The following is a 23,672-nucleotide window of genomic DNA, read 5'->3' on the forward strand; positions in this document are numbered from 1 at the left end:
CGCCCGTAGTGTCAGCAAGTTTATTTATATTCGTATAAGGCGGACAAATTCGTTGGATTTATCCGCCACTAAACAAACCCAAAACGTTGCCGGCAATTATTTTTATGAGAAAGTGTACCCAACTAATTTTTGGACTTCTAATAATAGTTTCGTGCACACCGACAAAGACTGAGAAGATAACATGGTTTGAGTCGGACTGGATTTTCGTTAGGGACACTTCAAAGTTTCAATTCGACCCAAGATACATTGGACTAAGATTTCGAAACGACACACTTATAACAATTTCAGACCTTTGGTTGACTCATGAAGGACGGTATTCAGTTAATGGAAATAAAATTCAGGTATTTGACGAGGACTCAACAGACTTTGAAATAATCAAATTAACAAAGGACTCATTAATTCTTTATGGTTACACCGACACATTAAAATACTACAATAGAATCTTAGAGTTTGACAATAACCTAAGGTTTCAAAAAATTACTCTTCAAGGCGGACAATGTTTTGGTGAATGCCCAGAGTTTTACCTAACAATAGACGACAAAGGGAATACAGAATTTAAAGGACTTGAAAACAGTAAGTTCCAGGGGACAAAGATTTACTCAATTGACGTTCAAGCAAAACATCAAATTGACAGTTTGTTTAAATGGTCAAATATTAACAACATCGACACGACTGACTATTATGGTTCCGATGACGATTGGAGTTTAGCAATCACATTCCAGTACGGGGACAATGAATTAAGAAGAATAAGAGGGACACATAGTTCAATGCCGCATCGGTTAAAAGGAATCATTCGGACTCTTTTAGACGACTTAAGGAAAAAAGGATTGGTGTAAAAAATAACAGCCGGCAACAAAATGTTTGCGCAATGGTGGGGTTTGGTGTAAGCTATAAGTTTATATCTTCGTTTCAACGTTTGGTCACGTGGGACAAATACGTTTTCAAAAGCCCACCACTGCGCAAACACAAACGTTGTGCACAATTGCCTTTAAATAAATAGAGTTATGTATAAAGAGAGACTTGAGAATTACAAGAAAATTGAAGGACTAAGAAAGTCCAAATTACTTGTTTATGTAACGGGGGACAGACCCGGAATGGAGACTCAGATTCATCCGGAGATTCTTGACTACTTTATAGACTGTAAGCTCCCCATTTTTAGGACAACTCTAAATTAGGAAATTTATTCATTGTTATTGTTGTAACCGGTTGTGGGTTTGTGGGAAACTCGTTTCGAGTTTCCCATAAATCCACGGCCAGCATGTCCGCAGGACTGCGCCCTTCGAGCGCATCATGTGGACGGTCATAGTTGTAATCATTCATCCACTCATCAGCTAGGATTCTTACCTGGATAAGGGATTCAAATAAGTACGCATCGAGAACATCTCTTCGGAAGCTTCCATTGAAACGCTCGATGTATGCATTCTGTGAAGGCTTGCCCGGTTGAATAAACTGAAGCTGGATGTTGCGTTCTTCGCACCATAGGCCGAGTTTGCTTGAGATGAATTCGGGGCCATTATCAACCCTGATTCGCTGTGGTTTTCCTCTCCATTGAATGACTTGTTCAAGTACCCGTATCACTCGCTCAGCCCGTAGCGAAGTATCAACTTCAATAGCAAGGGCCTCACGGTTAAAGTCGTCCAGCAAGTTGAGTACTCTGAACTTGCGACCCGATAGAAGGGAATCACTCATAAAGTCCATCGACCAGCTTGCATTGATGTGGCTAACAGCCTCCAGGGGCTGAAGAACGCGTGCTGGTAATCTCCTTTTTCCTTTTCGTTTCATATTCAACTTCAATAATTTATACACCCGATGGATGCGTTTGTGGTTCCACAACAATCCTTCTTTCCTTATCCTGAAATACATTTTCCAAAATCCTTCGGTAGGCCGTTTCTCAGCTAAGTTCTGGAGTTTATCAATCACCGCATGATCGTCCGTCTTACTTCGATAGTAGTAAACCGAACGTGAGAGATCCATCACTTCACAGGCCCGACCGAGGCTGACTTGAAAAGTCGTTCTCAGATAATCTACACGGGTTCGCTTCTCAGCGGGCCTTAGAACTTTTTTCCCAAAACGTCTTTGAGCATCTTGTTGTCCAGCGCCAGGTCACCATACATCTGCTTGAGCTTCCGATTTTCTTCCTCAAGCTCCTTAACGCGCTTAAGTTCGTTCATCTCCATACCTCCGTACTTAGCCTTCCAATTATAAATAGTGGCTTTGGACACTCCGTGCGAACGGGCAATGTCCTGGATGTTTTTGCCAGCATCAAACTCCTTGAGAATAGTGAAAATCTGGGCTTCGGTAAATCGTGTTCTTTTCATTTTTAACAGTTTAAAGTTAGACCTTTTGTCTAATTCAAAACTGTCCTATTTTCGGGGGAGCTTACACTACCAGTCGTGTTCAAAGGCGGTTTCAATTTGTGCTGCAGCTGTGCTGGTGCCGAAGATGAAATGCTCGGGAAATGAAAGGCTCATTGGTCGTTGTTCGCGTACGAGGCCTGCTCGGTTTCCCATTGTTCCCAGTAGCGGCTTAGCAGTTCAAGGTCATCGGTAAGGCAGGGGTAAAGAGTTTCTTGCCTAGGAATGTAAGGAAAACGCCCGTTGGCAAGTTCGTAAACGCTTAATCCACCGGTCCATTCAAAATGCCCGGGATCATACAGGTATCGCCAACGGCCGCCCCACCGCAACCCAAGTTGCTCACCAATAATGCCTATCCTCTTCCACAATGCTTTATTGTGCCATTCGGCCACACCGTTTACAATAGGCACCACATCAATGGCCAGGCCATACTGGTGTTTCGATTTACCAGCACCGCTGCGGGTATATTTTTTTCCCATGCTTTTGTATTCATCTTGCTTGGCATGGGTGCGAAAGGTTTCCACAATTTCAAGTTCAATCCCTTTTTGTTTGCACAGATAAATCAGCCTGGAAACTTTATCGCGGAAGTAGGGGTGAAGGGCATTCAGGTCGGTGATCATGGGCAGTCCGCCACGGTTTTTGCCGAAGGTATAATTGCCAACAGTTGACCAGTATTGCCAGCCCTTTTCTTCCATTTCCATCAGCAGGCGGATTTCTTCGCGTTTTAAAAAGGCCAGGTGCGCTTCGGCTTTTTGTATCGAATCGCGCAGGGCGGTTTCACGCGCAAGTTTTTCTTTTTCAATGCGGTTTATGATTTCAACCTCTGCGCGGCAATCGTAAGGTTCGAAAAGAGAACTTTGTGCCAGGCTGGCAAAGGAATCGGTAAGCAGGTAAAAAAGTAGTCCACCAATGAAAAAACGCATTGCTGCCATTGTTTAGAAAAGGCAAAGGTATGCGGTTGTTGCTATAAATCAAAAAGTTACGGGCAAATGAAAAAGCCGTGTCATTTCTGGTGACACGGCTAATCTTATATTGGTAGAACCCCGCTCAAAATCAGGCTCACTTGTCAGCCTGAGCCTGTCGAAGGCTGGTTTAACGATGGATTTACTCCGAATCTTCAGTCTTTAACTCGGCCAGTATGGCTTCATACCTGGATTTGATTTCGGCATTTTCGGCAATGGCTTTTTTTACCTTGTTGTAAACCGCTGCGCCAACATATTCGCTGGCCAGTGTTTTAAACGTTTCCTGGATTTTGGCCGTGCCCTCATCCCTGGCTTTGATAATTTCCTTTATCGCAGCTATTTCTTCTGCCGTGGCTTTGGCGGCCGTAAGTTTAGCTTCATCGTTAATGATTTTTGAAAGTTCATTATAGCGTGCGCCTGAAATGGCTTCGTTGTTCTTCACCATCCCCGATATTGTTTCCATAAGATCTTTCTTCATGTTGTCGATGGAATCCATAACAAAGGCATATTTCTTCAGCTCTTCATCCGTAACGGCATCCTGTGCCACGGCACCGTTACAGGCAATTAACACGAACGCTAACCATGCGGGTAAAAATTTCAAAGGCTTCTTCATCTCATCAGTGTTTTGGTAAAACTTCGGTTTTCTTGTTGTGCAGTATAGGACCTTTTGCCGTTTATGCCAAGCAAAATGTATGTAAATGGCCTTGCGGCAAGCGGTGCTGAAATGGCTTTTTTAGGGTATGCAACCGTTTGCGAAATTTCATTTTCCAACATTCTCTCCGTAATTTTCGCGCCTGTTTAAATCAACAACGTAACCTTATGATCGATGAATTGATTGCCACCCACACCTATCCGGTGCGGCATCAGGAAGCCCTGAATTGGGTAAAGGAAATAGCCGAACTTGTAAAACCGGACCAGGTGCGGTGGTGTGATGGCTCTGCCGGGGAGTACCAGGAATTGTGCGAGAAGCTTGTAAACAAGGGTACTTTTATACGGCTTAACCCGTCAAAACGACCCAACAGCTTTGCCTGCTTTTCCGATCCCAGCGATGTGGCACGTGTTGAAGACAGGACCTACATCTGCAGTAAGCGTAAGGAAAATGCAGGGCCCACGAACAATTGGGTTGATCCCAAACAAATGAAACAGACGCTTCAACCCTTGCTGGAGGGTTGCATGCAAGGCCGCACCATGTACATTATACCGTTCAGCATGGGGCCCATTGGTTCCGATATTTCACAACTTGGTTTGGAGATCACCGATTCGGAATATGTAGTGGTGAACATGCACTTAATGACCCGTGTAAGTTCAAAAGTTGTTGAGTTGTTGGGCGAAGACGAAGAATATGTGAAGTGCCTGCATACCGTAGGTGCCCCATTAAAGCCAGGTCAACAAGATGCCAAGTGGCCAACTAACCCTACGGTAAAGTATATTGTGCATTACCCTGAGGAGCGTTCCATTGTATCGTATGGTTCGGGCTATGGCGGAAATGCCTTGTTGGGTAAAAAATGTTTTGCACTTCGTATTGCTTCGGTAATGGGCAATGATGAAAACTGGCTTGCCGAACATATGTTGCTGATGGGCGTTCAAAGCCCTGATGGTAAAAAAGATTATGTGGCTGCAGCATTTCCCAGCGCATGCGGTAAAACCAATTTTGCCATGCTCATTCCCCCAAAAGAGTTTGAGGGCTGGAAAGTTACAACGGTTGGTGATGACATTGCCTGGATAAAGCCCGGCAAGGACGGCAAGTTGTACGCGATCAACCCCGAAGCGGGGTATTTTGGTGTAGCGCCCGGCACAAATGAAAAAACCAACCCGAATGCCATAGCCACCATCTCAAAGAATACCATTTTCACTAACGTAGCCATAACCGAAGATGGGGATGTGTGGTGGGAAGGTTTAACCAAAGAACCACCTAAAAACCTTACCGATTGGCGTGGCGAGAAGTGGGATCCATCTTCCGGAAAACCGGCTGCACATCCAAACAGCCGCTTTACGGTGGCCGCGCATCAAAACCCTGCCATCGATGCCAACTGGGAAAACCCGAAAGGTGTACCCATCAGTGCATTTGTGTTTGGTGGAAGAAGAAGTACCACCATTCCGTTGGTTTATCAATCGGCCAACTGGGCCTTTGGCGTTTACCTGGCCTCTACTATGGGCTCAGAAACAACAGCAGCTGCCTTTGGTGATGTGGGCAAAGTAAGGCGCGATCCGTTCGCGATGCTTCCCTTCTGCGGTTATCACATGGGCGATTATTTTAATCATTGGTTGCAGTTTGGTCGTGGGTTACCGGCACCACCCCGCATTTATGGAGTGAACTGGTTCCGCAAAGATGCCAACGGCAATTTTATCTGGCCGGGCTTTGGCGACAACATGCGGGTGTTGAAATGGATTGTCCAAAAGAGCAGGGGTGAAGTGAATGCGGTAGAAAGCCCGATTGGCTGGATGCCTACGTATGACGATATGGACTGGACAGGCCTGGATTTCACCGAAGATCAGTTTGAAAGTATCATGGCTATTGATCGGGAAGAATGGAAAGCTGAGTTGTTGCAGCATGCCGAATTGTTTGAGCGCATGTACGACAAGCTCCCCAAGGAATTTATTTTCATGCGAGAGCTACTGCTTTCAAACTTGTGGCGTTCGCCCGAAAAATGGAGACTGGAGCCGGAGCGTTTTTAAGCGGATGATATTTTTAGGATACTTTTTTTTGTAGTCTTTCTAAAGGCCGATGTTGTGCTGCAGGGCACATAATTTTTAAGAATTGAAATAAGGTGTATTGCTTTCTCGTTAAAGTCGTACACGATTATTTTCTATGGTTGTTAGAAGAGTTTGTTTGTTTCTCGTTGGTTTATGGCTTCACGTTTCGTGCTGTTATGCCCAACATAAAGCTTCATCGCTGTCGCTACTTTTTGGAAATGCCCCATGGGATTTCAAGATAGGATGGTATGAAATTGATATTGAATCGTTCGATGACCATGACGTAGCGCAATTTCCATTATCATTAGGGTTGAAATATACACACGCCCTTAACGAAGCAGTCCACTTCACGTTTAGGGCAAGTTGGCTATACGTAAACCTGCGGGAATATCAAATACGAAATGGATTTGTAAACTCAGCACAATCCATCCAAAACAAATATCAGGTTGCCCCAGGGATTAGCTTTATTTTTGCAACGGCAAATAGTGGAACATTTTATGGCGGCTTTGAGTTGCCATTATACTTTCACGGTAAGGTAGAGACCGAATTTATCAATAAAAAAACAACCGGCTCACTACCATTCGATTATCGAACCTACTCCGTTATTCCATCGGGCTTCACGGTTGGTGTTGCACCGCTTGTTGGGTTCAACTATCCTTTGGGCAAACGGCTTCTATGCCTTGCTGAATTCTCAGCACTCATCACCTATGGCAGAACGGGCGGCAAAACAATTACATATTCTTTGACTGACCCGGAAAACACAGGAACCACGCAAGATAAATTGATGGGGTTATTTTTTGAGCCACGTGTTTCAATAGGCATAGAGTATACGTTTTGATGGTTATTAAGAAGCGGTTTATGTTCTGCCAAAATACTTTGTAAAATGGATTAATAGGCATACTTTGGGTACCGCATTCGATTGAATTAACTTTTTTTCGATGAACCTAAGCCAACGCCTTCAGCAAATCCGTAATGGATTTTCCTCAACCTTTTGGATTGCCAATACACTCGAGTTATTCGAACGCCTGGCCTATTACGGTTCGAAAGCAATCCTCACCGTTTACTTAGCAACCAAAGTTGGTCTTCATGAAGAAGCTGGTTTTTTAGCTGGTGTTTTTAACCTGGTGCTGTATTCGCTTCCTATTGTTGCCGGTGTTTTTGTTGATAAGTATGGATTTAAAAAAACGCTAACAGCATGCTTTATTTTTTTCTGCATCGGCTATTTTCTAATTGGCATGGCCGGTATGGAGTATGGCCAGGAAATAGTTACTGCAATTGGTAAGAAGAATTATGTTTTAGGTGTTCTGTTGTTAACGGCTGTTGGAGGTTCTTTAATAAAGCCCGCCATTGTTGGTACTGTAGCTAAAACATCTTCCTCCGATACACGTGCATTAGGTTTTTCGATTTATTATACACTAGTAAACCTGGGTGGGGCCATCGGCCCTATATTGGCGCTAAATGTACGCGAGCAATGGGGTATTGAATATGTGTTGATGATGTCCTCCGTTACTTCTTTCTTCCTGATTATTGGTACGCTGCTTTTTTTTAATGAGCCAATGGAACAAGGCCAGGCGGAAGAACAAAGAACATTCAAGAAAGTTTTTAGTGATATGGTTTTGGTTTTCGGCAACCTTAAATTCATGACATTTCTTTTGATCTTTTCCGGTTTTTGGATGATGTTCTGGCAGATTTTCTACTCTTTTCCATTCTATGTAACCGATGTATTAAAATTTGAACGCTTTGAACTGCTTGAAACAGTTGATGCCTTTACCATTATAATCTTAACTGTTCCGGTAACTGCATTGGTGGCAAAATGGAAACCCATTCGCGCCATGACGGTTGGTTTTACCATTGCCAGTCTTTCATGGATGGTAATCGGAACATGGGCCACTGTACCCATGACAATTTTTGGTATAGCACTGTTCGCTTTAGGTGAAGCTATACAGGCGCCACGATTTTACGAATATGTAAGTAAACTTGCGCCCCAAAGCCAGGTGGGTACTTTTATGGGATTCGCCTTTTTGCCCGTTGCCATTGGTTCGTTTACGGCCGGCATTATTGCGGATTGGTTACGGATTTCTTATTTGGAGACAAACCCGGCCATGATGTGGTACACGCTGGCGGGCATTGGGCTCATATCTACATTTTTAATGGTGATCTATAATATGATCGTATCACGAAACCAATCTCAAGCTTAACACTAATAAGATGGAAGACACCAAATCAAACTTCAAACCCTACATTTCCCCGGGAGATTTTATTCCGGAGTTCACCCTCAAAGCGGTAATACTCGGTTCTATTTTCGGAATAATTTTCGGAGCGGCAACCGTTTACCTTGGCCTTAAAGTGGGCCTTACCGTAAGTGCATCAATACCCATTGCCGTGCTGGCCATCTCCATCTTCAAAAAGTTAGGAAAAGCAACCATCCTTGAAAACAACATGGTGCAGACTATTGGCTCAGCCGGTGAGTCGGTTGCTGCTGGTGTTGTGTTTACCGTGCCTGCGTTACTGTTCCTGGCAGGAGGAGAAGCCTACTTTCAATACTTCCAGATTTTTGTACTCGCCTTAGTGGGTGGTGTACTGGGTGTTTTGTTTATGGTGCCGTTGCGAAGAGCCCTTATTGTAAAAGAGCATGGTAATCTTCCGTATCCGGAAGGAACCGCCTGCGCGGATGTGCTGATTGCCGGTGAGAAGGGTGGGGCACTGGCTAAAAATGTTTTCTATGGCCTGGGCATTGCCTTTTTGTACAAAGGATTGATGTCCATTCTTGGTCTTTGGAAGGAAGTTCCGCAATATGTATTCGGGCGTACATCCGCATTACCCAATGGAACGGTGAACGCTGAAATTACGCCTGAACTAATGGGCGTGGGTTACATCATAGGACCACGCATTGCCGGCATTATGGTGGCGGGCGGGGTATTATCCTGGCTGGTGCTGATTCCATTAATTACCCTGCTGGGCGATAACCTGACTTCGCCCATGGCGCCCGAAACAACCATGTTGATTTCTGAAATGTCGCCAGCACAAATCTGGAGTAAGTACATACGTTACATTGGCGCAGGCGCAGTAACCTTTGGCGGTATCATCACACTGATTAAAACACTGCCTACTATTATCACTGCGTTTAAAGATTCCTTTAAAGACCTGCGGTCGAGAAATACTGCAAATGCTGAAACACAAGTACGTACCGAAAAAGATGTTCCTTTAATTTTTGTGGTGATAGGTTCCATCGTATTGGTTTTATTGATGGCCATTTTACCGAATGTTCCTACCAACTTTCTTTCAGCTATTATGATCGTGGTGTTTGGGTTTTTCTTTGTTACCGTTGCTTCACGTATTGTAGGATTGATTGGTTCGTCATCAAGCCCGGTTTCAGGAATGACCATAGCCACACTCATGGCCACTTCATTAATTTTTATCGGCATCGGCTGGACGGGCGATTTCTATCAGCCCATTGCGCTGGTAGTGGGTTCAATTGTTTGTATTGCTGCGGCAAATGCCGGGGCAACCTCACAAGATTTGAAAACCGGATTTTTAGTAGGGGCTACGCCCATGAAGCAACAAATTGGATTACTGATTGGTGTTCTGGTGTCAACCGTAGCCATAGGTTTTACCTTACTTTTATTGAATGACACGTTAGGTATTGGTGTAGTTACGGAAGCACATCCAAATCCATTGCCAGCTCCTCAGGCTATGCTGATGGCAACTGTAATAAAAGGCTTGTTAAGTCAGAATTTACCGTGGGGACTTGTTATTGCCGGCATGGGGTTATCGGCTGTGGTGGAACTATGTGGTGTAAGTTCACTGGCGTTTGCTGTGGGGGCTTACCTGCCGTTATCAACGACATCACCCATTTTTGCCGGTGGACTAATCAAATTAATTGCCGATAAAATCACCAAGCGTAAAGGGGAGGAATCAGAAGTAAGTTCAGGAGCGTTGTTTAGTTCAGGCTTAATTGCCGGAGGTGCACTAACCGGAATTTTGGTGGCGGTATTATTAGGTACTAATGTAAATACTGCTGAAGGACCTCAATCTGTAATTGCCGTTATACATTATGCTGTGCATGGTATTATTCCGGAAGGAGGCGATTTGATTTCCATCATCATGTTCCTATTGCTGGGTTTGATTGTTTTTCGTTTTGCGAAAGCAAAGATTAATTCCTGAGCTGAGTTCGCTATCAATAAAAAAGTCCTGACTAGAAGTCAGGACTTTTTTATTGGATGAGGTTGTTTTGTTGGAAGTCAGAAAAAAAAATGTTGACGTCCTCGCGATACGCCACAGGTGGAGAATCATTCTCAACTTAGTGAACTCGGGCTTGTTACTAGTTAGAGATATCGATAATTTCCTTTAAAGCATTCAATGCTTTTGTTTCCGACTCGTCCACTTTTCCATCGGCATTGATAATGTCGTACATATCGGTGAAAACCTTATACTTTTGTGGGAATTTTATAGACGAGAAGTGATTGAACGTATCCCTGAATAAGGTTTTAAGTTGGTTCTTATCGAAATCATCAAATAAATTCAATTCCTCATTTAGCTTTTTATTGAAGTCCACATCTTCGGGGTACAAACGTTTCATTTTTTCTTTGATCACTTCCCGCTCGGCCTCATGAAATTCACCATCGGCATGAGCCATGTAGATGTAGAGGAACAGTACAAAGTCGGCAAAGTTTTTATGGATTACCATAATGGTTTGATTAATAGCTCCAAGTTACATTACAACCTGTTAAACCACAAATAAGGATAAAATAAAAGGTTCCATCCTATGGATGGAACCTTTATGATTTACGGAAGCGTGGATGGATTACATCATGCCGCCCATGCCGCCACCGTGTGGCATAGCAGGTGCTTCTTTTTCTTCCGGTATTTCTGATACAACTGCTTCAGTTGTTAACAGCAGGCCGGCAATAGAGGCAGCGTTTTCCAACGCGAGGCGCGACACCTTGGTAGGGTCAATGATACCTGCGCTGAAGAAATCTTCAAACTTATTGGTACGGGCATTGAAACCGAAGTCTTTCTTGCCTTCGCGCACCTTGTTCACAATCACTGAACCTTCCTGACCGGCATTTTCTGCGATGGTGCGGAGCGGTGATTCAAGCGCCAGGCGTATAATGTTTACACCGGTTGCCTGATCTTCATTTTCGGTTTCTACGGTTTTCAAGGCCTCGATGGCACGAACGTATGCCACACCACCACCAGGGATTACACCTTCCTGAACAGCAGCGCGGGTAGCGTGCAAGGCATCGTCAACACGGTCTTTCTTCTCTTTCATTTCAACTTCGGTTGAAGCACCGATGTAAAGGATAGCCACACCACCGCTAAGTTTAGCCAAGCGCTCTTGAAGTTTTTCTTTATCGTAGTCGGAAGTTGTTGTTTCGATTTGTGCTTTGATCTGGTTTACACGGCCGGTGATGTCAGCTTTCTTGCCGGCACCGTTAACAATGGTGGTATTGTCCTTGTCGATGTTAACTTTTTCGGCACGGCCCAGCATGTCCAGGGTGGCGTTCTCCAGTTTAAATCCGAGTTCTTCCGTGATAACTTTTCCACCAGTCAGGATAGCAATATCTTCCAACATAGCCTTCCTTCTGTCGCCAAAGCCCGGGGCTTTAACAGCGGCCACGCGCAGGGCACCACGGATTTTGTTCACCACCAGGGTAGCCAACGCTTCACCTTCAACTTCTTCGGCAATAATCAGCAAAGGCTTACCGGTTTGTGCAGTTTGTTCAAGGATAGGAAGCAGTTCCTTCATGCTGCTGATCTTTTTATCGTAGATCAGGATGTAAGGGCTGTCCAGGTCAGCTTCCATTTTCTCCGTGTTGGTTACGAAGTAAGGTGACAAGTAACCGCGGTCGAACTGCATACCTTCTACCGTTTTTACTTCGGTTTCTGTTCCTTTGGCTTCTTCAACGGTTATTACACCATCTTTACCAACCTTTTCCATGGCATCGGCAATCATTTTACCGATGGTTTCATCGTTGTTAGAGGAAATAGATGCTACTTGTTCAATTTCGCTTGAGTCTTTGATTTTCTTAGACTGTTTCTTCAAGCTGTCGATAACGGCCTGAACGGCCTTATCGATACCGCGCTTTAAATCCATAGGGTTAGCACCGGCAGCAACGTTTTTAATACCGTGGCTGAAAATAGATTGAGCCAAAACCGTAGCGGTAGTAGTACCGTCACCGGCTGCATCGGCAGTTTTAGAGGCAACTTCCTTCACCAACTGGGCACCCATGTTTTCAATGGGGTCTTTCAGTTCAATTTCTTTTGCAACGGAAACACCATCTTTTGTTACTGAAGGGGCACCGAATTTTTTATCCAGGATAACGTTACGTCCTTTAGGGCCTAGGGTAACTTTAACGGCATCAGCCAGTTTGTCAACGCCTTTTTTCAGTCTGTCGCGGGCGGATGTATCGAATGTAATTTCTTTAGCCATGATTCTATTTATGTTTTAAGTTGATTAAATGATTCCGAAAATGTCTGAGTTTCTCATGATGAGGTACTCTTTGCCATCGATGTTGATTTCGGTACCGGAATATTTTCCGTATAAAACCTGATCACCAACTTTTACGGTAACAGGCTTGTCTTTCAAGCCTTCACCCACGGCAATCACTTTGCCTTTTTGTGGCTTCTCTTTGGAGGAATCCGGAATATACAGTCCGGAAGAGGTTTTGGTTTCAGCTTCTGCGGGTTCAACTAATACCCGGTCTTCATTTGGTTTAAAGTTGATCTTTGCCATATAAGTAATGGATTTTAGGTTTAACAAATTTGTCAGTCAGCGCTTAACAGCTTTTATGCCATGCGCGTTGAGGGCGCGAATAACGGACAAAATTTCAATAATCAAGGCTTTTGGGCCGTTTTAACTTTGGTTTTGGCAGGCCCATTAAGGCCTTTTACTGACAAAATTGTCAGGGTTGTGCATTTCATTTGTCAGTATTGCACCCATTCTCTTCTGTACAATTGACATGGATTTGGCATTTCGGTAAATTTTAAGTCAAAAACCAAGATTATGGACCGTTTGTCAAAGGATTGGATCACTCAGGGGCTAATCGATTTTGAATACAAAAAGTACATTTTACTGGCCTACTTAAAGCGGGTAAAAGCCTCGTTTGCCCGGGTTGAACTTTACCCTGATATGGCCGACCTGGTGTTTCACTACAGGAACCTGCTGGCCATTAAAGAGAACAAAACGTTGTTAAAGGATTCTTTTCCGAAGGAGCTTTCGCTCGAAGAATTTAAAAAACTTGAGCTGAGCTATCGACAATTGATTGAAGATGATGCGATCATGAGCGAGTTGGAGTCCATCATTGAATTTTCTATTCCGCAGGTAAAGGATTCGTTGCAGGAGGGCTCGGTGATATTCGAGTATGTTGAGTCACAATGCGAGATTTCACCTGTTGGTGTTACACCGTTGTATGCCAAAGAGGGTTATTTGTTTGTTGCTCAGCCTCCGGAAAAGGAAACCCAGGTTTACCGTTATCAGGTAAGTATATTTGAAGATGCGCATGAACAACTGCGCAGTTTGAACACAGAGTTTATTGAATCGATTTCAAAAACACCTGTTGTTACCTATGAACAACTGAAGCTGGGCCTGATCAGGAAATTTCGCGATATGCCAAACCCGGCTACTTACCTGATTCTTTCCCGGATGAGGTTTCCGTTTCATGAAACATTTATGCCGGTGGCCAAGCGATTATTTGTAAAGCATATTTCGGCAGCGGCCTAATAAAAAAAACCTGCCGGGTATGCCGGCAGGTTTTTTGGAAAATTCTATGTTGAGGCTTATTCGTTATTGTCCTCCTGTTCCGTTGGAATTGCCGGTGTACTGGCCGGTGCGGCTTGTTCACCAGCTTTGTCCAAAATGTCATTACCCGACCGTGTTGAAGGGGTAACCAGGTTGGTTGAAAGCGTAAGGGAGAGGACCATAATGGTAACCACGAAACCCCATGTGAGGCGTTCCAACAAATCCCCTGTTTTCTTAACACCAATAATGTTGGCGGCACCTGAACCACCAAACTGGCTGGAGAGCCCTCCGCCTTTTGAATTCTGTGCCAGGATAACAACTACCAGCAGAAAGCTCACGAAAATGATTAACCCTACAATGAAACTGAACATAACTTATTTCCTTAAATCTTCAATTTGAGCCGCAAAGTAAGTCTTTTTTTGGGGAAACTTCCAAATAAGCTTTTTGTACACCTCAATGGCCTTGTCTTTTTTGCCTTGCCGGATTAATATCTCAGCCAGGGTTTCCGACACAATGTGGTCGCCAAATTCACCACTTTTTAAGGTTGATGCCAGGTCTTGATTTTCAATTGGCGCGGTAGGGGTAGCCGGGGCAAGTTGTGGTTTGGTTTTTATAAACTGATCAATAATTTCGATTTGTTCTTTTGTTTTTTCGCTCTCCGGTTGAACCTTTTTTCGGGTTGATTTTATCTCCTTTACGATCGGGTCAAGGTCAGCTGATTTTTTTGATTTCTTTTTTACCGGCCCTGGCCCGGTTGAAGGTGTTGGCTCATCTTTCTTTTCCAGTTCCCTGGCCAGTTGAACAATGCGTTCCTTTTTGGAAAGCTTTTTTTCGTTTCCTACGGTTTTTTCTTTCTTCTTATCCGGTTGAGGTATAGATTGAACAGGTTTTGCTGCTACCGGTAGGGCAACCCCATCCTGATCAAACAGTGCTTCAAAATTGTGCTTCAATTCCTGAAGCCTTTCAAGGTCGTGAATCACTTCATCGGCATAATCGGTAGAGGCCGTTGTAATTACCGGTTTGTGTATTGTAACCGGATTTTCGTGTTGGCCAGAGGATTTATTTAACTCATGTTCTTGATTGGCTTCGGTAACCGCAGTCATTATTTCCTTGAGCACAGACCGGTCGGTAGCATAAACAGCAGCGCGCTGCAATACGAGTTGCTGATCCGGTAATTGGTGGTCTTTAGAAACACGGGCGGCCAATGCTTCTAACAGCTGGCTGTAGGGATAATGGGCAACCAGGGTGTTTACCGCTTGCGCTTCTTCTTGCGAAGAACCGGAATAATGCTTAAGAAGGTTGGTGAATTGACTTTTTTCCACAGCGAAGGGGGCTATGGTAAAAGTAGGCAAATTTTACCAATTGGCAATTGAAGCGTTGAAGATGTCCAGGATGATCTGTTCAAAAATCTGGCGTATAAGCAAGTCTTCAATGTCGGGCAAATTCAAATCGTTGGGGAAGTCGCGGTAGAATGAAAATGACTTGTCCTTGAAGCTCATGGTGTCGTCAAGGGTGTTTACATAAGTAACGCGTACGGTAATGGTAAGTCGTGATGAAGCTGCTGCATCAATTTGGGATGGGTCACCGCTGGCCCGTGGGGCAATTTGGGTTATCTGGTAGCCGGTAACAATCCCTTCCATGTGCAATTCACCGTTTTCCTGCACCACACTGATGTTGGTGTTTTGGATCATGTAATCTTTCAGGCTGTTGGTGAATACCTGGCCCAGGTTAGCCGGGCCCAGATCGGTATTGTTAAAAAACTCTTGAATAGATATAGTTTTAGCGTTTGTGCCTGATCCGGTGAATGAATAGATACCGCACGAAGAAAACCCACTCATAAGCGTGGCGAGGCTAACGGCAGCCAAGAGAAGATTGAACCGGGTAATTAGTTTATTCTTCAAGATCGTACTGTTTGATTTTACGGTACAAGGTTCTTTCGGAAATTCCCAAATCGCGTGCCGCATATTTTCGCTTGTTGTTATTTTTTCGCAGCGCACGCATAATTAATTCTTTCTCCTTTTTCTCGATGGATAGTGAATCTTCCTCTGTTTCATGCGCAATATCCTGAACATCTTCCTGTTCTTGTTCGGGGTGCACGGCTGTGTGTACGGGGGGTATGTTCAGTACGACAGGCTCGGATGTTGACTCGATGCCTTCAAACAACGTGGGATGGTCTTTAACAAGTTGGGCAGCATTGCCTTGGTGGTTATACAATTCGAGCACTATCTTCTTCAGGTCCATCACATCCTTTTTCATATCAAACAGTACCTTGTAAAGGATGTCGCGCTCGGAAAATGATTCATTGTTTGAAATGCCGTTACGGTACAGGGTTGGCAAGCTACTTTCCTGCGGCAGGTAATGCAGCAGGTTTTCGGCTGAAATCTCCTTACTGTCCGTTGACAGCACAGAGATCTGCTCCACCAGGTTTTTCAGTTGCCGGATGTTTCCGGGGAAGCGGTACTTCAGCAATTGCTCCTTTCCATCTTCTGTAAGCGATACCGGCTTTACCTTATACTTTTCGGCAAAATCGGAGGCAAATTTCCTGAACAGGAGTTCAATATCCTTTCCCCGTTCACGCAAAGGCGGTACATAAATGGGTACAGTGCTTAGCCGGTAATACAGGTCCTCACGGAATTTTCCGTCTTCAACCCGTTGCTGAAGGTTAATGTTGGTGGCGGCCACTACGCGAACATCGGTTTTTTGAACCTTTGATGAGCCTACTTTAATGAACTCGCCATTCTCCAACACGCGCAGTAAACGGGCTTGTGTGCCCAGCGGCATCTCACCGATTTCATCCAAAAAAATGGTACCGCCATTGGTTACTTCAAAGTAACCCTTTCGGGCTTCGTGGGCCCCGGTAAAGGAGCCTTTTTCATGGCCGAACAATTCTGAATCAATTGTTCCTTCCGGTATGGACCCACAGTTTATGGCGATAAACTGACCATGCTTTCGAGAACTTAAATGGTGGATGATTTTCGAAAACGATTCCTTGCCACTTCCGCTCTCACCGGTAATCAGTACCGACATATCGGTAGGGGCAACCTGCATGGCTACCCGCACTGCGTTGTTCAGCAAGGGTGAGTTGCCAATAATCCCAAAACGCTGCTTTACACTTTGAATTTCTGCTTCTGAAAAACTCATCTTTATGAAATGGCTTTACCCAATAAGGTTGCTGCGGTACAGTTTTCGACCAACACATTTACGTACTGGCCTTTTTGAAAATTTTCCTTTGGAAAAACAATTACCTTGTTGGCACTGTTCCGGCCCTGCAGGTAATCGTTCGATTTTTTTGACGGTCCCTCAACCAGAACATTGAATATTTTCCCAACATCCTGTCGGTTCCGTATCAGCGAATGCTCATTTTGCTTTTGGATAATCTCCTGAAGTCTTCTCTTTTTCACATCCTCAGCAACATCATCAGCGAATTTTTTGGCCGCCAGGGTTCCGGGTCTTTCCGAATAAAAAAACATGTAGGCAAAGTCATATTGCACGTAATCCATAAGGGTTAACGTGTCCTGGTGTTCTTCCTCTGTTTCGGTACAAAAACCGGTTATCATATCCGATGATATTCCGCAATCGTTACCCAGTATTTCCCTTATGCGGTCAATTTTTGCGATGTACCATTGCCGGCTATACCCCCGGTTCATAACCTCCAGTATGCGGGTATTACCGCTTTGCACAGGCAGGTGGATGTATTTGCATATATTTTCATACCGGGCCATGGTATGCAGTACATCATCGGTTATGTCTTTCGGATGGGATGTGGAGAAACGCACGCGCAACTGCGGGTTTACCAGGGCTACCATTTCCAACAGTTGGGCAAAATTGATTACCTCGTTAATTCCTTTTTTCTCCAGCAAAGCTTTATTGTTCTCTTGGTGGCTCCATTTGTATGAATCTACATTTTGCCCCAGCAACGTTACCTCACGGTAACCACGGTTAAACAAATCGGTGGCTTCGGCTACTATGGAATACGGATCGCGGCTGCGTTCACGCCCACGGGTAAAGGGCACCACGCAAAACGAACACATGTTATCGCACCCCCGCATAATGGAAATAAATGCCGTTACCCCGTTTGAGTTCAGGCGAACGGGTGATATATCCGCGTAAGTCTCTTCGCGTGAAAGAAAGGTATTCACGGCCTTTTCGCCTTCATCTACCTGGCTGATCAGTTGGGGCAAGTCGCGGTAAGCATCGGGGCCGGCCACCAGGTCAACAATTTTCTCCTCATCCAGCAATTTGGATTTAAGCCGCTCGGCCATGCAGCCCAACACGCCCACCAGCATTTCGGGTTTCTGCTTTTTTAATGTGTTGATTTGGGTAAGCCTGTTGCGAACAGTTTGCTCGGCTTTTTCACGGATGGAACAGGTGTTCAGAAAAACAACATCTGCGTGGTGAATATCAGCCGTGGTATCGAAGCCTTCTTTTGCTAAAATAGAAGCCACGATTTCACTATCGGAAAAGTTCATCTGGCAACCATAGCTTTCGATGTAAATCTTGCGGTTTTTACCGGTATTCTGCTCTTTAGAAATATTAACAGTTTCGCAGGCTTCCGTACCATCCAAAACCCCTAAATCTTCAATAATTTGCTGCATCTCAATTAAAATCAGGGGACAAAAATACGATTTAATTGGTTCTGTGACATCTTGTCAGGGTATTTTACTTAAGTTGCCGTTGATGAGTTTTAATGTTTAACGTTTGCCATTTGCTTATGTCAATTATTAAATCAGTTAGAGGGTTCACACCGGTTTTTGGGAAAGATTGCTACATCGCGGATGGTGCCGTAGTGGTGGGTGAAGTTACTATAGGAGACCATTGCACGGTTTGGTTCAATGCGGTGGTTCGGGGCGATGTGCATTCCATTACCATTGGCAATAATACCAACATACAGGATGGCGCAGTATTGCATTGCACCTATCAGCGGGCAAAACTCACCATAGGAAATAACGTTTCCATTGCGCATAACGCAGTAGTACACGGCTGCACCATTGAAGATAATGTGTTGATCGGTATTGGGGCCATAATCCTGGACCATGCTGTGATTGGGTCAAATTCTGTAATTGCTGCGGGGGCAGTGGTGTTGCCCGGAACGATCGTTGAGCCTGAAAGTATTTATGCTGGCATTCCCGCCAAACGGGTAAAGGCCATTGGTGATGACATGCGTGCCGTTATTGAGCGTACCGCAAAAAATTACCCGATGTACGCAACCTGGTTTAAAGATTGATAAATATCAGTTCAACTATTCAGTACATGGGAAGTTTAAAATCCATATATTGAACTGAGAAAATAAAATATGAAGCGCAGGGGCAACAAGGGTTTTGACCCATTAGTAATAGCAGACTACAAAGCCAGAATGGAAAAGGCAGGGCGTGTGTTCCTGCTGGATGAAACAGACGACAACACCGATGAATACGCCCATTTTTATTTCATCGGGATGCATGAAGGGAACGAGGTAATTTTTGATGCAGTGATCTACACCTTGCGCTTGCACCATGAAAGTGAATTATTTGAACTTGCTGAACACCGGGCGGCCAGGCATTTCCCAAACTATAAAAAAATAACCTACGATGAGGATGAAAATGGTAACCTCGAACCGCTTGACGACCAGGAGGAAGAAATCGGGTTGTTCATGGCCGAGGTGATTATGGAATTGGAAGAGGATGGCACGGTTAAAGTAAAAGAGCATGTTGACCAGGATGTTCACGTGGATTTCGGGATAGCCCTGGATATAGGGCTGCATGTAGATAAAATTACGCCCAAAATCATCGACCAATTCATCTGTGATTTTAACGCTGATACACTGACGTTAGACCCCACTCTTTATTCCTTTCAAACCAAAGGAATAGAAACTTAGTGACCTCATTATTTCCCATTTTAGTGGCGCGGCCTTGTTGCCGGAAAGGCTTTTCCTATATATTTGCGCCTGCCTGCCGCTAGGCTGGGCCTAAATTAATTACTGATGAAGAACTTATCCCTTGTCTTAAACGTAGTGCTTTTAGTTGCTGTAGGCGTGTTGTACTACTTGCATTTTTCACCAAAATCAACTTCCTCATCCAGCTCAGAAGCTGCTTTTGATATTGGTGAGTTAAAGGTTGCCTATATCAATTCCGACTCGGTGTTGGAAAAATACGATTACCTGAAAGCAAGTGCCGAAATTCTGGAGGCTAAAACAAAAAAAGTTGAACAGGATTACATTAACCGTGCACAAAGCCTACAAAATGAAATTACTGCTTACCAGCGCAACATGAACAATATGACGGTAGGCCAGGTGCGTGCCGTAGAGGAAGACCTGGGCAAGAAACAACAGAACCTCCAGTTGTATGAACAGAGCATCCGCCAGGAGTTGATGAACGATCAGTCAAAACTTAACAAGGAGTTGTACGATCGTATCACTGCTTTTCTAAAAAATTACGGAAAGGAAAGAGGCCTTCATCTGGTACTGAAATTTGATACTACAAGCGATGTGTTGTTTGGGGTAGAAGCATTGGATATTACCCAGGATGTGATTGAAGGACTAAACGCAGCTTATGCCACTGAAAAAGGTCAGGCTAAAGAGCCGGCAAAGAAATAGCAACTACTCTATCGAGATCACTAACCGGCTTTGATTTGAATCAAAGCCGGTTTTTTATTTTATATTTGTTCATCGCTTATATGGCAAAATTTTTTCCTGTTTCCGTTCGCACACGAACTCAAGAACAAAAGCAGGTTGCCTTTATGCTGGCAACCGGTTTTTTTATGGGGGTATTCATTGCCACCTACCAGGTTACGGCCGATTCATTGTTCTTGAACAAACTTGGCGAACACCTTGACAAAGCGTTTCTGATTACGGGTATCCTAGGTATTCTTTCAACCGGTATTTTTTCCATCCTTCAGAATTACATACGCTTTTCTATGCTCACCCTGCTTGTGGTTGCGGGTGTCTTCTCATTCAGTTTAGGCGTTTACATTTTACTTAACTACGGCAATCCAGCATGGCAGAACCTACTGGTGTTTGCCATGTTTGCCTTTTCAGGGCCAATTATTGCGCTGTTGTTTTTAAGTTATTGGGGCACTTTCGGACGCCTCTTCAATTTCCGTCAATCAAAAAGCATTATCGGGTGGATTGACACCGGCCAACTTATTGCAGCCATCGGGGCATCTTTTATCATCCCCTTTACGGCCAGGCTTGTGCCCGAAACGTCAGACTATTTACTGGTTTGCTGCGTGGCCATTTTTATGGTAGGTGTTTTATTGGCCTTGATTTCTGGCCGGTTCGAACTTTCCAAAAATAACCCGCGCGAGTTTGATGCTGAAGTACGAAAGGAATCGAGCGTGCGCAGGATGTTTTCGGACAAGTACATACTGCTCATGTCAATGCTATTAGCGGTTTCCATGACGGCATTTGTGTTTAACCAGTTTTCTTTTCAGGAACTGGTGCGGGAACAATACCCCAACCAACGTGACCTTACCGATTTCAATGCCTTTTTTACAGGAGCCGTTTATGCGTTAAGCCTTATCATGCAAACATTTGTGAACAACCGTATTATCAGTAATTACGGCTTGCGCGTTTCCCTGTTTATACTTCCCATTGTATTAGGTGTTCTGTCCCTGGGGTCGATCATTGCCGGGACTTTTTTTGGGGTGGATAAAGTAAGTTCCCCCACGGGTTTCATTTTCTTCTTCCTGTTTGTGGCCATGAGCCGGTTGTTTAACTGGACGTTGCGCGAATCCCTGGAGAACCCCGTGTTTAAACTTTTCTTTATCCCGCTTGATAACCGCATCCGCTTTAACGTTCAGGCTCGCGTTGAAGGATTGGTCAATGAGAGTTCGAGGTTTATCGCGGGTCTCCTGATTTTTGGGCTTGCCTTTATACCGGCTTTCGAGGTCATTCATATTTCAGTGCTGTTGGTACTGTTGGCCATAGCCTACTTTTTTGTGGTTAACAGGCTCTATTCAGGCTATAAAGATAAGATTCGTCAAAAGCTGGAAAGCTCTGAATTTCAACAGGATAAACTTGAGAAAGGGTTTACCCAAATAACCCACAGGCTTGAAAGTATGATGGCAATTCCCGACAGCAGCAAAGCTGTTTTTTCCTATAAGCTATTGGAAAAGATTAACGCCAGTCAAACCACGGTTTGGATCAATGACCTGATAAAAAACCAGGATGACTCGGTGCGGCATTATGCCCAGGAAAAGATGAATGAAATGAAGGGGCTTTCGGTTTCCGATAAGTATGTCATCCGGCTGGACCAGAACAAAGTTGAACGGGAAGATAAAAGCATGCTGTCGGTGGCCGATTTGCAAATGATCATCGACAACAACGGGGATATCACCAAACAACGCATTCAGCGGTTGTCCCGTTCACAAAACCCAAGCGACCGGCAGTATGCTGCTGAACTGTTGTTGCATACATCGGCCGAGGAGTGTATATCGTTTCTAATCGAGCTATTATCTGACACCGAATCAAAGGTGAGGAATACCGCAATCAAGTCGGCCATCAAGAAAAACAATCCTGAAGTTATCAATGCATTAATTGAGAACATGAGCAACCCGGTGTACAGCAACCAGGCCATGAATGCATTGGTTTTGATTGGCCCTAAAACCTTGCCCGCTTTGGATGCGGCCTTTTTCCGCAGTGGACAAAGCACACACCTGATGCAACGCATTATACAAGCCGCGGGCAGGATAGGAGGACAGCGTGCACGCGACCTGTTGTGGAATAAAATAGATTACCCCAATAAGGTAGTTGTTTCCCAAGTGCTGCTTTCATTGGGAGAGTGTGGGTTTAAAGCGGGCATCTCCCAGGTAACGCGCATCAAGTACGCTATTGAAGCCGATATTGCCGATATACGATGGAACTTGAGTGCTGTACAGGAAATTGGATCAGAAGGGTTTAATATTAACATTGTCAACTCATTACGTTGGGAAATCCAAAATGACATTGAACACATATACATGCTGTTGGCCATGCTTTACGACACGCGGTCCATCCAACTTGTAAAGGAGAATATAGATAGCGGAACCCCGGAGGGCATAACCTATGCCGTTGAGTTGTTGGACGTATTCTTATCCGAACAACTAAAGCAAAGGGTTATCCCCATCCTGGATGATATTTCCGATAATGAGCGTATCGCTAAACTCGACCTGTTTTATCCCCGTGTAAAACTTGACTCCAGGTTAGTGCTTAAGTTCATCATCAACCGCGACTTTACCCAATCTAACCGGTGGACTAAGGCTTGCGTTCTCTATGAAATTGGTTTGCAGTGCATTGAGGATTTTAAGCTTGATCTGATCGCCCAAATGTTCAATCCCGATTTGCTGATTCGGGAAGTGGCGGCATGGTCGCTTTCGCAAATAAGTTCGGCAGAGTATAGGAAGAACGTGAAACGCTTACCACCTGAACAATGTAAGGCATTGGATGAAATAGTGCTCTCTGAACGGATGAGCCGCTTTAGCAAAGTGATGTTCTTTCAGCAGGTAGAAATTTTTGATGGTGTACCCGGCATCACCCTCAGTCATTTGGCCGATATAAGTACGGAGATCAATTTAAAGGAAGGGGATACCCTTGCTTTGGACGAAAAATTAAACAACAATTTTTATGTTTTAGCCAGGGGGGAAGTTGACTTCTATCAGCAAGGTGATTACAGGGCATCATTTGGCCGGGGACAGTTTATTGGTGAGTTGCTATCGTTACCCAATTTTGTAACGACCAACCTGATAAAAGCAAAATCGAACATTAGTTTGCTGGGCATCAATAAAGATCAGTTCTATGAGTTGCTCTCCGATGATGTGCGGTTAGCCGATAAGGTATTGGAATTCGTTTAAATTTGGCTGAAATAGGTTTTTTTACTACTTTTCGGTACCATTTTTTAACCTTAGTATACTTTTTTGATTTTTTAAACTAATTATTGAAGCGTGGTCTTAAGATTTCACCTCCAATTG

21 protein-coding genes and 1 pseudogene are annotated in these 23,672 nt (G+C 44.3%); 10 read left to right on the forward strand and 12 right to left on the reverse strand.

Annotation, left to right across the window (positions count from 1 at the left end; all coding sequences use genetic code 11):
• The first annotated feature begins 86 nt into the window (after nucleotides 1–86).
• A complete protein-coding gene (locus tag KIT51_10150; protein ID UYN85259.1) occupies nucleotides 87–836 on the forward strand; it encodes a hypothetical protein in 750 nt (249 codons plus the stop codon).
• A gap of 418 nt (nucleotides 837–1,254) precedes the next feature.
• Here KIT51_10150 and KIT51_10155 read toward each other — a convergent pair.
• From KIT51_10155 to KIT51_10170, 4 genes and pseudogenes are all read right to left on the reverse strand, one after another.
• A pseudogene (locus KIT51_10155) lies at nucleotides 1,255–2,318 on the reverse strand (IS3 family transposase).
• A gap of 66 nt (nucleotides 2,319–2,384) precedes the next feature.
• Entirely contained in the window at nucleotides 2,385–2,510 is a 126-nt protein-coding gene (locus tag KIT51_10160) for a family 1 glycosylhydrolase (GenBank protein UYN85260.1), read from the reverse strand.
• The gene (locus KIT51_10165) at nucleotides 2,468–3,277 is read right to left on the reverse strand and encodes a M15 family metallopeptidase (GenBank protein ID UYN85261.1); all 810 of its coding nucleotides are present in this window, start codon (nucleotides 3,275–3,277) and stop codon (nucleotides 2,468–2,470) included. Before KIT51_10165 ends, KIT51_10160 begins: the two co-directional genes overlap by 43 nt.
• A 181-nt stretch (nucleotides 3,278–3,458) precedes the next feature.
• Nucleotides 3,459–3,929: a hypothetical protein gene (locus tag KIT51_10170; protein UYN85262.1), complete on the reverse strand. Its 471-nt coding sequence runs from the start codon at nucleotides 3,927–3,929 to the stop codon at nucleotides 3,459–3,461.
• 206 nt (nucleotides 3,930–4,135) lie between these two features.
• Here KIT51_10170 and KIT51_10175 point away from each other — a divergent pair, with 206 nt between their 5' ends.
• From KIT51_10175 to KIT51_10190, 4 genes are all read left to right on the forward strand, one after another.
• Nucleotides 4,136–5,992: a phosphoenolpyruvate carboxykinase (GTP) gene (locus KIT51_10175; GenBank protein ID UYN85263.1), complete on the forward strand. Its 1,857-nt coding sequence runs from the start codon at nucleotides 4,136–4,138 to the stop codon at nucleotides 5,990–5,992.
• Between the two features lie 133 nt (nucleotides 5,993–6,125).
• On the forward strand, nucleotides 6,126–6,848 hold the full coding sequence (locus KIT51_10180) for a hypothetical protein (protein UYN85264.1): 723 nt from the start codon (nucleotides 6,126–6,128) through the stop codon (nucleotides 6,846–6,848).
• Nucleotides 6,849–6,948: 100 nt separating this feature from the next.
• Nucleotides 6,949–8,208, forward strand: coding sequence for an MFS transporter (locus KIT51_10185; GenBank protein UYN85265.1), 1,260 nt, complete (start codon nucleotides 6,949–6,951; stop codon nucleotides 8,206–8,208).
• Between the two features lie 10 nt (nucleotides 8,209–8,218).
• Nucleotides 8,219–10,174 carry an oligopeptide transporter, OPT family gene (locus KIT51_10190; GenBank protein ID UYN85266.1) on the forward strand — a complete coding sequence of 652 codons (1,956 nt, stop codon included), beginning with the start codon at nucleotides 8,219–8,221 and terminating at the stop codon, nucleotides 10,172–10,174.
• Between the two features lie 157 nt (nucleotides 10,175–10,331).
• Here the strand turns inward: KIT51_10190 and KIT51_10195 are convergent, their stop codons facing one another.
• The 3 genes from KIT51_10195 to KIT51_10205 all read right to left on the reverse strand — a co-directional run bounded on the left by KIT51_10195 (nucleotide 10,332) and on the right by KIT51_10205 (nucleotide 12,746).
• A complete protein-coding gene (locus tag KIT51_10195) occupies nucleotides 10,332–10,697 on the reverse strand; it encodes a TerB family tellurite resistance protein (GenBank protein ID UYN85267.1) in 366 nt (121 codons plus the stop codon).
• A gap of 117 nt (nucleotides 10,698–10,814) precedes the next feature.
• Nucleotides 10,815–12,443: a chaperonin GroEL gene (gene groL, locus KIT51_10200; GenBank protein UYN85268.1), complete on the reverse strand. Its 1,629-nt coding sequence runs from the start codon at nucleotides 12,441–12,443 to the stop codon at nucleotides 10,815–10,817.
• Nucleotides 12,444–12,467: 24 nt separating this feature from the next.
• Nucleotides 12,468–12,746, reverse strand: a complete 279-nt coding sequence (locus KIT51_10205) for a co-chaperone GroES (GenBank protein UYN85269.1) — start codon at nucleotides 12,744–12,746, stop codon at nucleotides 12,468–12,470.
• A 270-nt stretch (nucleotides 12,747–13,016) separates the two neighbouring features.
• On the opposite strand from KIT51_10205, the gene KIT51_10210 reads away from it, so the two are divergent.
• Complete coding sequence (locus KIT51_10210; protein UYN85270.1) at nucleotides 13,017–13,733, forward strand: hypothetical protein; 717 nt, start codon at nucleotides 13,017–13,019, stop codon at nucleotides 13,731–13,733.
• Between the two features lie 56 nt (nucleotides 13,734–13,789).
• Here the strand turns inward: KIT51_10210 and secG are convergent, their stop codons facing one another.
• From secG to miaB, 5 genes are read right to left on the reverse strand one after another with little or no spacing between them, the layout of a single operon-like run.
• Nucleotides 13,790–14,122 carry a preprotein translocase subunit SecG gene (secG, locus tag KIT51_10215; GenBank protein ID UYN85271.1) on the reverse strand — a complete coding sequence of 111 codons (333 nt, stop codon included), beginning with the start codon at nucleotides 14,120–14,122 and terminating at the stop codon, nucleotides 13,790–13,792.
• A 3-nt stretch (nucleotides 14,123–14,125) separates the two neighbouring features.
• Nucleotides 14,126–15,073: a hypothetical protein gene (locus KIT51_10220; GenBank protein UYN85272.1), complete on the reverse strand. Its 948-nt coding sequence runs from the start codon at nucleotides 15,071–15,073 to the stop codon at nucleotides 14,126–14,128.
• Between the two features lie 33 nt (nucleotides 15,074–15,106).
• Nucleotides 15,107–15,589, reverse strand: a complete 483-nt coding sequence (locus tag KIT51_10225) for an LptE family protein (protein UYN88554.1) — start codon at nucleotides 15,587–15,589, stop codon at nucleotides 15,107–15,109.
• A 52-nt stretch (nucleotides 15,590–15,641) separates the two neighbouring features.
• The gene (locus tag KIT51_10230) at nucleotides 15,642–16,892 is read right to left on the reverse strand and encodes a sigma-54-dependent Fis family transcriptional regulator (GenBank protein UYN85273.1); all 1,251 of its coding nucleotides are present in this window, start codon (nucleotides 16,890–16,892) and stop codon (nucleotides 15,642–15,644) included.
• Between the two features lie 2 nt (nucleotides 16,893–16,894).
• Nucleotides 16,895–18,346 (reverse strand): tRNA (N6-isopentenyl adenosine(37)-C2)-methylthiotransferase MiaB, encoded by a 1,452-nt coding sequence (gene miaB / locus KIT51_10235; protein ID UYN85274.1) that lies wholly within the window; start codon nucleotides 18,344–18,346, stop codon nucleotides 16,895–16,897.
• A 116-nt stretch (nucleotides 18,347–18,462) separates the two neighbouring features.
• Between miaB and KIT51_10240 the strand changes: the two genes are divergently transcribed.
• The 4 genes from KIT51_10240 (at nucleotide 18,463) to KIT51_10255 (ending at nucleotide 23,555) form a co-directional block, all read left to right on the forward strand.
• The gene (locus KIT51_10240; protein ID UYN85275.1) at nucleotides 18,463–18,975 is read left to right on the forward strand and encodes a gamma carbonic anhydrase family protein; all 513 of its coding nucleotides are present in this window, start codon (nucleotides 18,463–18,465) and stop codon (nucleotides 18,973–18,975) included.
• 69 nt (nucleotides 18,976–19,044) lie between these two features.
• Entirely contained in the window at nucleotides 19,045–19,605 is a 561-nt protein-coding gene (locus tag KIT51_10245) for a hypothetical protein (protein UYN85276.1), read from the forward strand.
• Nucleotides 19,606–19,710: 105 nt separating this feature from the next.
• A complete protein-coding gene (locus tag KIT51_10250) occupies nucleotides 19,711–20,322 on the forward strand; it encodes an OmpH family outer membrane protein (GenBank protein UYN85277.1) in 612 nt (203 codons plus the stop codon).
• A gap of 80 nt (nucleotides 20,323–20,402) precedes the next feature.
• Nucleotides 20,403–23,555 (forward strand): HEAT repeat domain-containing protein, encoded by a 3,153-nt coding sequence (locus tag KIT51_10255; GenBank protein ID UYN85278.1) that lies wholly within the window; start codon nucleotides 20,403–20,405, stop codon nucleotides 23,553–23,555.
• Nucleotides 23,556–23,672 lie beyond the last annotated feature (117 nt).

The organism is Cyclobacteriaceae bacterium (genome assembly GCA_025808415.1).
GTDB lineage: Bacteria > Bacteroidota > Bacteroidia > Cytophagales > Cyclobacteriaceae > UBA2336.